The sequence below is a fragment of the Clostridioides sp. GD02377 genome (assembly GCF_045899875.1).
In the GTDB taxonomy this organism is placed as follows: domain Bacteria; phylum Bacillota; class Clostridia; order Peptostreptococcales; family Peptostreptococcaceae; genus Clostridioides; species Clostridioides difficile_A.
This window is the reverse complement of the sequence record NZ_JBJODA010000015.1, coordinates 82,557-96,163: the sequence shown is the minus strand read 5'-3', so window position 1 is coordinate 96,163 and position 13,607 is coordinate 82,557. Positions and strand designations below refer to the sequence as shown.

The 13,607-nt window shown below is 29.0% G+C and carries 12 protein-coding genes; 9 read left to right on the top strand and 3 right to left on the bottom strand.

Going from position 1 to position 13,607, the window contains the following annotated elements; genetic code table 11:
- Positions 1-308 precede the first annotated feature (308 nt).
- From Q3304_RS14150 to speB, 4 genes are read left to right on the top strand one after another with little or no spacing between them, the layout of a single operon-like run.
- Positions 309-1,784 (top strand): aminotransferase class I/II-fold pyridoxal phosphate-dependent enzyme, encoded by a 1,476-nt coding sequence (locus Q3304_RS14150; protein WP_407814862.1) that lies wholly within the window; start codon positions 309-311, stop codon positions 1,782-1,784.
- 58 nt (positions 1,785-1,842) lie between these two features.
- Positions 1,843-2,256, top strand: coding sequence for an adenosylmethionine decarboxylase (speD, locus tag Q3304_RS14145; RefSeq protein ID WP_054269513.1), 414 nt, complete (start codon positions 1,843-1,845; stop codon positions 2,254-2,256).
- Positions 2,257-2,291: 35 nt separating this feature from the next.
- The gene (gene speE / locus Q3304_RS14140; protein ID WP_407814863.1) at positions 2,292-3,143 is read left to right on the top strand and encodes a polyamine aminopropyltransferase; all 852 of its coding nucleotides are present in this window, start codon (positions 2,292-2,294) and stop codon (positions 3,141-3,143) included.
- Positions 3,133-4,011, top strand: a complete 879-nt coding sequence (gene speB / locus Q3304_RS14135) for an agmatinase (protein ID WP_407814864.1) — start codon at positions 3,133-3,135, stop codon at positions 4,009-4,011. The genes speE and speB overlap by 11 nt, the downstream gene beginning before the upstream one ends.
- A gap of 173 nt (positions 4,012-4,184) precedes the next feature.
- On the opposite strand, the gene Q3304_RS14130 is transcribed toward speB, so the two are convergent.
- Positions 4,185-4,385: a cold-shock protein gene (locus tag Q3304_RS14130; protein ID WP_003418660.1), complete on the bottom strand. Its 201-nt coding sequence runs from the start codon at positions 4,383-4,385 to the stop codon at positions 4,185-4,187.
- A gap of 457 nt (positions 4,386-4,842) precedes the next feature.
- Here Q3304_RS14130 and Q3304_RS14125 point away from each other — a divergent pair, with 457 nt between their 5' ends.
- Positions 4,843-6,333, top strand: a complete 1,491-nt coding sequence (locus tag Q3304_RS14125; RefSeq protein WP_054269516.1) for a 4Fe-4S dicluster domain-containing protein — start codon at positions 4,843-4,845, stop codon at positions 6,331-6,333.
- A gap of 268 nt (positions 6,334-6,601) precedes the next feature.
- Positions 6,602-8,098, top strand: a complete 1,497-nt coding sequence (locus tag Q3304_RS14120; protein ID WP_407814050.1) for a 4Fe-4S dicluster domain-containing protein — start codon at positions 6,602-6,604, stop codon at positions 8,096-8,098.
- A 256-nt stretch (positions 8,099-8,354) separates the two neighbouring features.
- Here the strand turns inward: Q3304_RS14120 and Q3304_RS14115 are convergent, their stop codons facing one another.
- Positions 8,355-11,267 carry an EAL domain-containing protein gene (locus tag Q3304_RS14115; protein ID WP_054269518.1) on the bottom strand — a complete coding sequence of 971 codons (2,913 nt, stop codon included), beginning with the start codon at positions 11,265-11,267 and terminating at the stop codon, positions 8,355-8,357.
- A gap of 74 nt (positions 11,268-11,341) precedes the next feature.
- The gene (locus Q3304_RS14110; protein WP_079739679.1) at positions 11,342-11,590 is read right to left on the bottom strand and encodes a hypothetical protein; all 249 of its coding nucleotides are present in this window, start codon (positions 11,588-11,590) and stop codon (positions 11,342-11,344) included.
- 196 nt (positions 11,591-11,786) lie between these two features.
- Between Q3304_RS14110 and Q3304_RS14105 the strand changes: the two genes are divergently transcribed.
- The 3 genes from Q3304_RS14105 to Q3304_RS14095 all read left to right on the top strand — a co-directional run bounded on the left by Q3304_RS14105 (position 11,787) and on the right by Q3304_RS14095 (position 13,574).
- Complete coding sequence (locus Q3304_RS14105) at positions 11,787-12,701, top strand: ComEC/Rec2 family competence protein (protein ID WP_407814051.1); 915 nt, start codon at positions 11,787-11,789, stop codon at positions 12,699-12,701.
- A 109-nt stretch (positions 12,702-12,810) separates the two neighbouring features.
- The gene (locus tag Q3304_RS14100; RefSeq protein ID WP_021383686.1) at positions 12,811-13,002 is read left to right on the top strand and encodes a hypothetical protein; all 192 of its coding nucleotides are present in this window, start codon (positions 12,811-12,813) and stop codon (positions 13,000-13,002) included.
- Positions 13,003-13,223: 221 nt separating this feature from the next.
- Positions 13,224-13,574 carry a DUF6483 family protein gene (locus Q3304_RS14095; RefSeq protein WP_021383697.1) on the top strand — a complete coding sequence of 117 codons (351 nt, stop codon included), beginning with the start codon at positions 13,224-13,226 and terminating at the stop codon, positions 13,572-13,574.
- The last annotated feature ends 33 nt before the right edge of the window (positions 13,575-13,607 follow it).

The following is a 13,607-nucleotide window of genomic DNA, read 5'->3' as shown; positions in this document are numbered from 1 at the left end:
AAAATATTAAACTCAAAAGCTTTGTAAATCTCAAAAAAATAGAAATGATAAAAAAATAAAAAACAAAAAAGTTTATAAATACTAATTTTTAAAAAAATTAATATGAACAATAAAAAATAAAAAAGTTTATAAATATTGACATGACTAATGTGTGAGTTTTTGGATAGAACCAAAAAAACACTTGTAAAAGTAGCGGGATATTAATATAATAAATATCATGAGTTTAATAAAAGTAAAAATAAAAAATAGAAATAATAAATAAGAATACAATAATTATTTGAATATAGAGAGGGGATGAATTCAAAATCATGGATAGTGAGTTCGCAAATGCAGTTGAATTGAGCTATGAATGTGCTCCATTATTAGAGTCTTTAAAGGAATACTCAGAAAAAGATATAGCTTGCTTTGATGTGCCTGGACATGTAAAAAATAGAGGTGTAGATATATTAAATAAATATCTAGGTGAAAATCTCATGAAAATGGATATAAATTCATCACCAACTATGGACAATGTATCTGCTCCAAATGGGGTTATAAAAAATGCACAAGATTTGTTAGCGCAAGCATATATGGCTGATGAAGCATTCTTTATAACTAATGGTACAACTCAGGCAATACATGCAATGATTTTGAGTGTGATAAAACCAGGTGAAAAAGTATTACTTCCAAGGAATATACATAAATCCGTGATAAATGCATTAATACTCTGTGGAGGAATACCAATATTTATACAGCCAGAATTTGATGAGAAATTAGGCATAAGTTTAAATATTACTCTTAAAAAAATTAAAGTGGAGATAGAAAAAAATCGTAATATAAAAGCATTATTTTTCCTTAATCCAACTTATTATGGAGTTTGTGCTGATATTGAAAATATCATAGAGCTATGTCATAAAAATAATATTTTGGTGCTAGTGGATGAAGCTCATGGAGCTCATTTTCCATTTCATTTAGATTTGCCTCCCTCTGCAATAGGACTAGGAGCTGATATGGTAGCTGTAAGCATACATAAAACTGGAGGTGCATTGACACAGTCTTCAGCACTTTTGCTTAATAGAGGCAATGTAAAATTTGAAAAAGTTCTTCAATCAATAAATATGTTACAGTCAACATCAGCATCTTATTTGCTTATGGCAAGTATAGATGGTGCTAGAGCAAACCTAGTTGAAAATGGAGAAAAGCAATTATCAAAAGCACTAAATTTATCCAGGTATGCAAAATCAAGATTAAACAAAATTGATGGAATAAAAGTTTTATCTACTGAAATATTAAAACAAAAAGGTGTCAAATTTATAGATGAAACAAAACTATGTATAAACGTGAAAGAATTAAATTTAACTGGATTTGAAGTCTATGACCTATTATATAAAAATTTTTCGATTCAAGTAGAATTAGGAGATTCGTACAATATTCTTGCACTTGTATCTATTGGAACGAATAAGTCTGATATTGATAGATTAGTAAAAGCACTCTCTATAATTGCAAAGGTCTATAGAAAAGAATCTGCATTAAATGAGTTTAATATGGTTCAAATAAATCCTACTATTAAACTTAATCCTAGAGAAGCTTTTTATGCACCGAAAGAAAGTGTAGAACTTGATTTGTGTATAGATAGAGTTTGTGGAGAATCAATAATGGCATATCCACCAGGGATACCAATTGTTGCTCCAGGAGAATTGATAACAAAAGAAATTATGGAATATATTATTTTCTTAAAAAATAGCAATGTATATCTAACTGATGTGCAAGATAAAAACTTAGATAGAATACTTGTAATAAAATAAATTGCTTTATTTAGAAAAAATAAGAATAGATTAAATATGTAGAGGAGTTGGGATTGAAATGAAATTTGAAACACTAGGAAGACATATACTAGTAGAATATTATAATTGTGATGAGAATGTACTTAAAGACCCACATCTTATAGAAAATTTTATGAATGATTCAGCATTAAATGCAAAAGCTACAATCGTTGATTCTGTATTTCACCATTTTAATCCTTGGGGGGTTTCAGGTGCTGTTATAATTGCAGAATCTCATTTAACAATACATACTTGGCCTGAGTATGGTTATGCAGCAGCAGATTTTTTTACTTGTGGTGATATAGACCCATGGAAAAGTTTTGAATTGTTAGAACAACTTTTAAAATCAGAAAGAAGTGAGTCTACAGAAATTCCAAGAGGTCTGACTACAAAAATAAAAAAATATTCAAAAAAAGATTTAGGGAAAATTACTCATAAGCCAGAAGCAGTATAAATACAAAATATATAGGAGAAAGTGAGGATTATTATATGGAGCTTTGGTATACAGAAGAATGGACAGAAAATGTAAGATTTTCTATAAAAGTAAATAAACATTTATTTGAGGGGAAGTCTCAATTTCAGAGAATAGATGTATTTGATAGTGATGAATTTGGAAAGTTTCTAACAATAGATGGGTTAATGATGGTAACAGATAAAGATGAATTTATATACCATGAGATGATAACTCATGTTCCTATGTCTACAAATTTAAACATAAAAAAAGTATTAGTAATAGGTGGGGGTGATGGCGGAACTGTAAGAGAATTAAGCCGTTATCCACAAATAGAAAAGATTGATATGGTTGAAATAGATAAAATGGTTGTAGATGTATCTAAAGAGTATATGGATATATGCTCATGCAAATTAGATGATGAAAGAGTTAATTTATATTTTGAAGATGGTGTTAATTTTGTTAAATGTGCCTCTGATAAATCTTATGATTTAATAATAGTAGATTCAACTGACCCAATAGGACCAGGAGAAGGTCTTTTTTCAACTGATTTTTATAGAGATTGTCATAGAATACTGAGTGATGATGGAATTTTGGTAAATCAAAGTGAAAGTCCTTATTTTGATTTTAATGCTAGGGAGATGAAAAGAGCTAATAAGAAGTTAAAAGAAATATTTCCAATATCTGAAGTCTATCAAGCACATATACCAACATACCCATCTGGTCATTGGTTGTTTGGTTTTGCTTCTAAAAAATTTAGTCCAATAGAAAATCAAGATAGGGATGAATGGGAAAAATTAAATTTAAAAACTAAATATTATAATAGTAATATACACTTAGGTTCGTTTATGTTACCTCAATATGTAAAGGAGATGTTAGATGAACAATAATTTCTATCACATGAATACTTTTATGAGTATGGACAAAAATTATGAAGAATCTAATCTTATAGTATTTGGTGTTGGATTTGATGGAACGACTTCAAATAGACCAGGAGCTAGATTTGCAAGTGGTTCTATGAGAAAAGAATTTTTTGGTCTTGAAACATATAGTCCGTTTTTAGATTTGGACTTGGAAGATTACAATATATGTGATTATGGAGACTTAGAAATAAGTGTAGGAAGTACAGAAAAGGTATTAGAAGAAATATATATAGAAACATCTAAGATTGTTAGAGATTCAAAAGTTCCATTTATGATTGGAGGAGAGCATTTAGTTACACTACCAGCTTTTAAAGCAGTGTATGAAAAGTATAATGATATATATGTAATTCATTTTGATGCTCATGCAGATTTAAGAGAAGAGTATAATAATAGCAAAAATTCTCATGCAACAGTAATTAAAAGGGTATGGGATGTTGTAGGAGATAATAAAATATTTCAATTTGGTATAAGGTCTGGTACAAAAGAAGAATTTAAGTTTGCGACAGAACAAAAGCATACATATATGGAAATTGGAGGAATAAACACCTTTGAAAATATAATTAATATGTTGAATGGAAAGAATGTTTATTTAACTGTAGATTTAGATATACTAGATGCATCTGTATTTCCAGGAACAGGTACACCAGAACCTGGTGGTATAAATTATAGAGAATTTCAAGAAGTTTTTAGAATCATAAAAAACTCTAATATAAATATCGTTGGTTGTGATATTGTAGAGTTAAGTCCTGATTATGATATTACAGGTGTATCAACAGTTATAGCCTGTAAAATATTGAGAGAGTTATGCTTAGTGATATCTGATAAAATTAAATAGAGTAGTTTTTGATAGTAATATATTATAATAAAAGAAGTTATTTTAAAAAGATGTTTTGAATTGTCTTTTTTAAAGTAACTTCTTGTTTTTGTAATGTATTATAAGTATAATAAACAACAAAAAAGAGCCTACGATAGCTCCTTTTCTAAAATATATATATTTAAATTAAATAATTATATTCTATTTACGTTTTCAGCTTGAGGTCCTCTATTACCTTGAGTTATATCAAAGCTAACCTTTTCGCCTTCTTCTAAAGTTTTGTATCCATCATTTTGTATAGCTGAGAAATGTACGAAAACATCGTCTTCTCCCTCTACAGATATGAATCCAAATCCTTTTTCATTGTTAAACCATTTTACTATTCCGTTTTTCATTATAAGAAAACCTCCGCTTTATTAAAAAATACAAACTAAAAAAATAAGTCTGTTCTATTAATATAGCATAAATTTAAAATAAAAGCAAATAAATTTTTTAAAAAAATTAATTAATTTTAGAATTTAAGAAAAACTGCTAAATCATATAATAACAGATAGTGTAAAATCATACCAAACTATGAATGAATTTAATAGCAAAAAATGTAATAAAAAGGAATGCAAATAAAAAGTAAAATTAAAAAATATAATAAAAAATATTATATATTCGATTAAAAATTCAAGATAAAAATAGTGAAATTTCAGAAATATCAATATTATTATACAATAAAATATAAAAACATTATATATATTCGATAAAATAAAATTTAAACATATAATATTTTATGTATATATTAATAAAAGCAAATATTGTGTTATAATGGTATCGTATAAAATCATTTACGGGGGTGGTATTAAAATGTTTCAATTTGAAACACAAATACACAAATTAAGACATGATGTTTTAACAGCAATAGCTAGGCTTGGAAAAGAAGATAACCTTACAAGAGAAGCAATGGATAATATTCAATATGAAATAATAAAAGGTGAGAAACCTACATACAGATGTTGTGTTTATAAAGAAAGAGCCATAATATCTGAGAGAGTAAATGTAAGTATGGGGTTAGAACCAGGTCAAGATAAAATAGATTTAGATACAATGGATATAGGAGAAGATGAACAAATTATATATATTTTGGAGGCTGCATGTGATAGTTGTCCAATAAATGAATTTACAGTAACTGATATTTGTAGAGGCTGTCTAGCGCATAGATGTAAAGAAGCTTGTAAATTTGGTGCTATAACACATGTTGGAGGAATGGCTTATATAAATCACGAATTATGTAAGGCTTGTGGAATGTGTAAAAAAGCTTGTCAATATGATGCCATCTCAGAGGTTGTTAGACCATGCAAGAGCGTATGCCCAACTAATGCCTTAGGATTTGATAGAGAGAATATGAAAGCTATGATACATGAAGATAAGTGTCTAAACTGTGGTGCATGTATGTCAGCCTGCCCATTTGGAGCGATATCTGATAAGAGTTTGATTGCTCCTGTAGCTAGACAATTAGTTAAAAATGAAAAAATGTATGCAGTAGTAGCTCCAGCTATAACAGGTCAAGTTGAAGCAAATGTTACATATGGTCAAATAAAGAATGCTATAAAATCATTAGGATTTGTAGATGTACTAGAAGCAGCTTGTGGAGCAGATGCAGTCACAGTGCATGAAAGCTTAGAGTTTGCTGAAAGAATGGAAAAAGGAGAATCTTTTATGACAAATTCTTGTTGTCCAGGATTTGTTGGTTATATAGAAAAGACATTCCCAAATCATGTAGGAAAAATATCATCTACAGTATCTCCTATGATAGCTAGTGGAAGATTTATAAAAAGTTATGAGCCAGATGCTAAGGTTGTATTCATAGGACCATGTACAGCTAAAAAGAGTGAGGCAGCTAAGAAAGAATTAAAAGGTGCAGTGGATTATGTACTGACTTTTGAAGAAATAATGGCATTATTTGAAGCATTTGATATAGACTTAGCTAAGTGTTCAAATGAAGATATAGATGATGCATCAATATTTGGAAGAGGTTTTGGCGCTGCTGGAGGTCTTACAAAAGCCATAGAGAATTACCTTGCTGAAAAAGGCATAGGTGTTAACTTTGAACCTGTAAAGATTTCTGGTGCAAGAGAAATCAAGAAAACTATGACTATGGCAAATTTAGGAAAATTAGAAGGTAACTTTATAGAGGGAATGATGTGTGAAGGTGGATGTATAAATGGTTCTGGTAAGTTCTTATCAGGTGCAAAAGTTAAAGCCACTTTTGATAGAAAAAATTCTCAATCAACTAAGAAGAGTGTCTTAGCAAATACTAAGATAAAAGATTTTAGTAAAATAAATTTAGAAAAATAAAACGAGTATAAAATACATATTATATAGAGTTGTTCTAAGTTGCAATTTGACTTTTGAGCAACTCTATTTTTATTTATATTTTGTTTATTTAGTAATTTAAATTAAAAACTATATACACTTAAAATAAAAATTACATATATAATATTTTGTATATAACTTAACAAAGTATACGCCTGTGTTATAATGATTTATGGGAATAAATGAAAATACAATGTACATAATAGTAGAAATATAGCAAAAAAGATGTGATTTATGGGGAGGATTACTTATGTTTGAGTTTGAAACGCAACTAAAAAGGTTGAAGCATGAAGTTTTAACAGCAGTAGCTAGATTATCAATTGAAGAAAAATTAACAAAAGAAAATATAGAAAAAATTCCATATGAAATAATCAAAGGAGAAAAAGCAAGATATAGATGTTGTGTTTATAAGGAGAGAGAGGTAGTTCTTGAAAGAGCACAACTTGCATTAAGTTTAACACCAAATAGTAAATATGGAGATATAAATCCAGATTTAGTAAACTTAGATACAGATGAACAAATTATATATATAGTAGAAGCAGCATGTGATAGATGTCCAATAAATGAATTTACAGTTACAGAACTTTGTAGAGGCTGTCTAGCACATAGATGTAAAGAAGCGTGTAAGTTTGGAGCGATTTCTTACATAAATGGAAGGGCATATATAAATCATGATTTATGCAAAGCTTGTGGAATGTGCAAAAGTTCCTGTCAATATGATGCTATATCTGAAGTTGTAAGACCTTGCAAGAGTGTCTGTCCAACAGGAGCATTGGATTTTAATAGAGATACTATGAAAGCTATGATACATGAAGATAATTGTATAAATTGTGGAGCGTGTATGTCAGCATGTCCATTTGGAGCAATATCTGACAAAAGTTTGATAGCACCTGTTGCGAAAAAACTTGCCAAAAAGGAAAAGATGTATGCAATAGTAGCTCCAGCTATAACAGGTCAAATTGATAGTAATATTACATATGGACAGTTAAAAAATGCTATAAAGTCATTGGGATTTGTGGATATGATAGAAGCTTCTTGTGGCGCAGATGCAGTTACAGTTCATGAAAGTAATGAATTTATTGAGAGAATAAAATCTGGAGATGATTACATGACAAATTCATGTTGTCCTGGATTTTTTAAGTATATAGAGAAGATGTTTCCTGATGAAAAAGATAAAATATCATCTACAGTATCTCCTATGGTAGCAACAGGAAGATTGGTAAAAAAATTTGATTCTGATGCTAAAGTTGTATTTATAGGTCCATGTACAGCTAAGAAGAGTGAAGGAACAGATGCATGTCTAAAAGATGCAGTAGATTATGTGCTTACTTTTGAAGAATTAATGGCATTGTTTGAATCCTTTAATATAGATTTATCAAAATGTTCAAATGAAGATATAAATGATGGGTCAATTTTTGGAAGGGGATTTGGAGCATCTGGAGGTCTAACTAAATCCATACAAAACTATATTGCTGAGAAGGGAATTAGTTTTGATTTTGAACCTATAAAAGTATCTGGTCCAAGACAAATTAAAAAGACAATGACAATGGCTAAATTGGGTAGATTAGAAGGTAACTTTATAGAAGGAATGATGTGTGAAGAAGGATGTATTAATGGAGCAGGTAAGTTTTTATCAGGAGTAAAAGCCAAAAATACCTTTGATAGAAAAAATGGACAATCGACTAAAAAGAGTGTCTTATCTAATGATAAAATTAAAGAATTTGAAGATGTGACTTTAGAAAGATAGACTTAATTTTTATAAAAAGAACAGGGCTGTCGCACTAGAAAATAGTGCTACGCCCTTTTTTGTACAAAAAAGCAAATCCCAAGTTCAAAAGAACTTGAGATTCTTGTATAATATAATTCAGTTTACAAACTTTCTTGAAAATAATAAAGAGATTTCAAAGAACACTCTATTTATTGATGGTACAAAGATAGAGTCATCTTCCAATAGATATACTAAAAAAGTATTCTAAATTTATTATTTATAATAAACGTACACCTTAAACATTTGATTTAATTTCCAGTACAGGATTTTTTAATAATTGCTCAAAATCATCCTGTGGCATTGGCTTTGCATAAAAATATCCTTGTGCTAAATAACATCCAATTTCTTTTAGTATCCTCACTTGTTCTATACTTTCTACCCCTTCACATATAACTTTCATATTTAATTCTTTTGCTATATTTACCACTCCACACACAACAGCTTGTTCACGACTACCATGCATTCCTGTTTGTATAAATGTACGGTCTAACTTAATTATATCAATAGAAAATTGTTGTAATAAACCAAGAGATGAATATCCAGAACCAAAATCATCTATAGAAATAGGAAATCCTGATTCTTTTAGTTGATTAAAATGACTCAAAATCTGATTAAGATTTTCAATAAAAATGCTTTCTGTGACTTCTATTTCAAGGTATTTATGAGGTATTTTATATGAATCTGCTATTTCTATCAATCTTTCTGAGAAGCCTTCATTGTTAAAATGAATTCTGGAAAAATTACAAGATACTGGACTAATATTTAATCCTAAATCCATCCATCTCTTTAACATTTTGCAAACTTCCTCATAGATATAAAAGTCAATTTCTACCACAAATCCGTTTTTTTCAAAATAAGGAATGAATTCTCCAGGACTTATTATACCTTTATCTGGATAATTCCATCTTACTAGTGCTTCACTTCCTACCAATCTATTTGTATTCATGTCTACCTTTGGTTGAAAGTATGGAATAAACTCTCCATGTTCTAATGCTATTTGCATCCTATCTGTTAAGTTTCTTTGGTGTAATCCTTCCTCTCTCATAGCCATATCATAAAGCACAATACAACTTCTGTGTGTTATTTCTGTATTTCTTCTCGCATAATTTGCTAGGTCAAGCATGAGAGATATATCATGTTTTTCAACTTCATTTACTATGTATACGCCAAATACAAGAATAAGTTGGTAAGTTTTTCTCATTTTTTCTATCCAATCATTTAGTTGAGTGTCAATCTTAAAGAGACGTTCCTTTAAGCAATCCCAACTATTGTATTTTAATAACATAACAAATTGGTCTGCAGAAACGCGAGCACAAGATTCTTCAGAAGAGACAGTGTTTTGTAAAACTTTAGCTAATGCACAAAGTATTTCATCTCCTTCTGAAAATCCTAAAGTGTCATTAATCATTCGGAATTGTTTTATATCTAAATAAACAATCACATATAAACCACCTTCTGCATTTCTTAAACTCTCAATGGCTTCTTTAGAAAATTTATTTAAATTCCAAATTCCTGTAAGACTATCTCGGTATAACAAACTCTCGATACGCTTGTTATTTTTTGACTTTAATAAAAGCAGAAAACTCAAAAGTATAATAATAATAGCTGATATTATAATAATTCCTCCAATAATTGCCATCGGATGCTGATGAATAATATCTTGCCAAGTTATATCATATTGATCTATTGTATTTTTTAAAATTATTCTGTCCATTTCTTCTGTTGACATGTATTGAATACATTTATCTAGTATAGAAAACAACCTTGAATCTGCAGAATCAGAAATACCAATACTTATTTCTTCTGCATAGTTTGTCAAAGTTGAAACAGAAAATTTTTCATAACGAGGATTGGATAATAGATAATCTGCAATATAAGTATTTACATAAACAGCATCAACTTTATTCTTTAATACAGCATCAAAACATTCTTTTGGAGAATTATAATATTCTATGGTTCTATCCAGTTTCCCATCTTTAGTAATATTTTCTCCAATCAAAGAACCATTTACAGCTGCCACTTTTTTAATTTCATTTTCATTTTCATTTTCTCCACTAACTAAAACTACTGGAGCATGCAAATAATACTGTGTTGTTCTTATATTGTTTTTTTGGTTATTGATATAATCGTTTTCCATACCACAAACTACAGATATACTAGAATCTTTTGATAATTGAAGTGCTTCATTATAATTCTTTGCAGAAACAAATCTAAATTTCAAACCAGTGTTATTTGTAATTACCTTGAATAAATCAGCAACCACACCAGAAAACTCCCCTGTTTTGGAATCACTATATTCTAGTGGAATCTTTGTAGCATCATAAACAGCTGAAATTTCACCAGATTGTTGTATATATTCTTGCTCATCTTTTGTAAATACTGGCTTCTGAGCAGTACTTATAGAAAAATACTTATTGTATAATTTTGTTTCATAACTAGAATTCCTAAGTGTCAATGTATTCAAAGCAGAATTTAGTTGAGATAATAAATTTGGCTTATGGTTTGAAACCACAGTGTAAAGTGGTTCTGGAGAAAATTGTGCTACACTTTTAAATGTACTAGTCCGACCAAGATGTGTTATAGCAACACCATCTAAGTTTCCATTTTCTAAATCTCTTAACAAATCATTTGTTTCTTTATAAGATACAATTTGAACTTTAAAATCATTTGTTTTACAATATTTTTTAAAGTTTTCAGCATCTTTACTATTACTAATAACACCTACTTTCATATCTTGAAAAGAATCAAAATCCTCATAATCATAACGAGTATCGTCCACTCTTACATTTAAAGTTGTATAAATATTACACATTGGCAGTGTTGGAAAAAGCATTTCTTTTGTACGCTCTTTTGTATAATAGACACTAGGAAGAACATCTATCTCACCTGATTTTAACATTTCAAAAGCATTTTCCCAACTTTTACAATCTACTATTTCATATTTCCAGTTAGTGTATTTATTAATTTCCTGCAAATATTCAAAATTAAACCCTATATACTCACCATTTTCATTTCGACTCATATAATCACCATCATCATAATATCCGACTTTAACTGGAACCTTATCTGAAGCAGAGTCAAGTTCTATTGGAAAAGAAAGAAAAATCATACAAACAATCAGAATCAGTTGAAAGGTTTTTAACTTCAAAATTTTGTCCCCCTCCCTCTTAATAGCTATATTATATCATTTTCAATAGAAAAATAGAATATACTGCCAACTGTTTAACTTTCAGAATATTTCTCGAATTTCAAAAGTTGTATAGGGGTTACTTTATTTCCTCTAATTCGAGAATAAGTCTTATATAATTTTTCTAACTTCATCTCCTCAATAATTTGACTTAATAACCTTACAGAATCATCTTTTGGAATCATATAATCCATATTTAGTGGTAATTTAAATTGATGATTATCACAATAAGTAGCATAATTAATTTGTATAGTATTTTGTTTTTTAATACAAGTATTATACAAGAATCCCAAGCTCTTTTGAACTTGGGATTTACTTTTTTGTATAAAAAAGGGCGTAGCGCTATTTTCTAGCGTGACAACCCCGTTTTTTAAATGCCACAAATATGCCTAGAATTTGCCCCGTTTATATGTGTATTTTACTAAGTCAGGATTGTTATACTATAAATATGTAATAAATAAAATTTATAGGAGATTTTGGATGAAGAGAATAATATTAAGAGACATCATGTTTTTTATTACTACATTGTCTGTAATTGCAATATTATTGATTGTGGTAAATATAACTACTAATGGTAAGATAAAATCAACAAGTGAATCTTATTTAAAGAGTGAAAAAAATAGTGTAAGTCAAAATAATATTCAAGGCAACACAAAAAATACTGCATTTAAGACTACTATACTAAGCACTGGAAAATCAGACTGTATATTAATTGAGATAGGCGATAAAGTTGTAATGATTGATACAGGAGAAGATAAAAATGGAGAACAAATAGTTGATAAATTAAAGGAAAAAGGAGTAAATACACTTGATTATTTGATTTTAACTCATTTAGATAAGGACCATATAGGTGGAGTCGATAGTGTGCTATCTAGTGTCAAAGTAAAGAATCTGATACAAGCAAATTATGAGAAAGACAGTAAACAGTATGATGAGTATACAGATTCACTTAAACAATCTGGTGTAGAACCAGTAGTACTGAAGGAAAAGATGAATCTTGAAATCAATAATGCAAAAATAAGCATACAACCAGCTTCAAAAAGTGATTATGAAAGTTCGAATGATTATTCAATAATGACTAGTATAAATTATGGAGAACACAGGTTTTTGTTTGCAGGAGATGCAGAGGAAAAAAGGTTGGCAGAGTTTATAAGTGAAAATACCTTAAAATATGATTTTGTTAAAATTCCTCATCATGGAAGGTATGACAAATTAACTGAAGCATTTTTAGAGTCTATTACCCCAGAATATGCTGTTATTACTTGTTCAGATAAAAAAGCTCCTGATGAAGATGTATTAAAAATATTAGAAAAACTGAATGTAAAAACATTTTTGACTTCTGATGGAGATGTAGTCATCAATAGTGATAGCAAGACATTGAGTGTTAGACAATAATTTTTTTTAGAAAATCTTTGAAAAAATCATTAGCAAATATTACCCCTTAAACATAGTATATTTTAGGAGCTGAAACTCCACATACAAAATAACTAGGAGGTAACATATTATGTTGGATAGATTTTTTGGTGAAGGCGGATTTGGCGGATGTGCTTGGTGGATAATAATATTATTCTTCTTATTCTTAGCATTCCAAGATTGTTGGGCTGAGATGGACTTATGTGCATGGATACCTTTCTTAATAGTATTATTAATACTTTGTGAATGCGGTGACGTTTTTGATGGAGGATGTGGATGCTAAAAAAATCAATTTAGATGATTTAACAAAGCGTACGGTGGGTATAAGTAAAATACCAAACCAATCACAATCTAGTGTTTGAAGGTAGTCGGAAATCCCCCGCTACCTTCTTTTTTTATGTTTAAAATCTATTTTTGAATTATTTCATTTACATATAATAATTTTTAATATAAAGTCTGTTATAATTAAAAAGAAAATAAACTTTATTTATAGGAGATGTAAAAATGGCTATAGTAGATAAGATTTTCAATGAGATAAAACTTATGGTTGCAAGACTTTTATTGGGAAAGAAATACAGTGAATATGAAGAAAAAGATTTAGTGTATAATACAGAAGAAGAAGTTATACTTATTACCTTGAAACGACTAGTTTTTCAAGGAAAAGTGAATGAAGCAGAAGAGATTTTATTCGATAAAGCTAACACTGTGAATACTGAAAATATGCAGTATATAGCAATAGAATTTTACACTATGCTTATGGAAAAAACTGATGAGGAATTAGAGGCTATGAATTTCTCTAAACAAGAAGTATATCAAGGAATAGAAGATATTAGAAAAGTATTGAACTTGGAGTAAAAGATATATGAGAATATTGAAATAAATTAGTGA

What these genes read in the sequence shown, in the direction of transcription:
- Q3304_RS14095 (WP_021383697.1), top strand. Translation starts at nt 13,224, where the DNA reads ATGGCTATAGTAGATAAGATTTTCAATGAGATAAAACTTATGGTTGCA.
- Q3304_RS14105 (WP_407814051.1), top strand. Translation starts at nt 11,787, where the DNA reads ATGAAGAGAATAATATTAAGAGACATCATGTTTTTTATTACTACATTG.
- speD (WP_054269513.1), top strand. Translation starts at nt 1,843, where the DNA reads ATGAAATTTGAAACACTAGGAAGACATATACTAGTAGAATATTATAAT.
- speB (WP_407814864.1), top strand. Translation starts at nt 3,133, where the DNA reads ATGAACAATAATTTCTATCACATGAATACTTTTATGAGTATGGACAAA.
- Q3304_RS14120 (WP_407814050.1), top strand. Translation starts at nt 6,602, where the DNA reads ATGTTTGAGTTTGAAACGCAACTAAAAAGGTTGAAGCATGAAGTTTTA.
- Q3304_RS14100 (WP_021383686.1), top strand. Translation starts at nt 12,811, where the DNA reads ATGTTGGATAGATTTTTTGGTGAAGGCGGATTTGGCGGATGTGCTTGG.
- Q3304_RS14150 (WP_407814862.1), top strand. Translation starts at nt 309, where the DNA reads ATGGATAGTGAGTTCGCAAATGCAGTTGAATTGAGCTATGAATGTGCT.
- Q3304_RS14125 (WP_054269516.1), top strand. Translation starts at nt 4,843, where the DNA reads ATGTTTCAATTTGAAACACAAATACACAAATTAAGACATGATGTTTTA.
- speE (WP_407814863.1), top strand. Translation starts at nt 2,292, where the DNA reads ATGGAGCTTTGGTATACAGAAGAATGGACAGAAAATGTAAGATTTTCT.
- Q3304_RS14130 (WP_003418660.1), bottom strand. Translation starts at nt 4,385, where the DNA reads ATGAAAAACGGAATAGTAAAATGGTTTAACAATGAAAAAGGATTTGGA.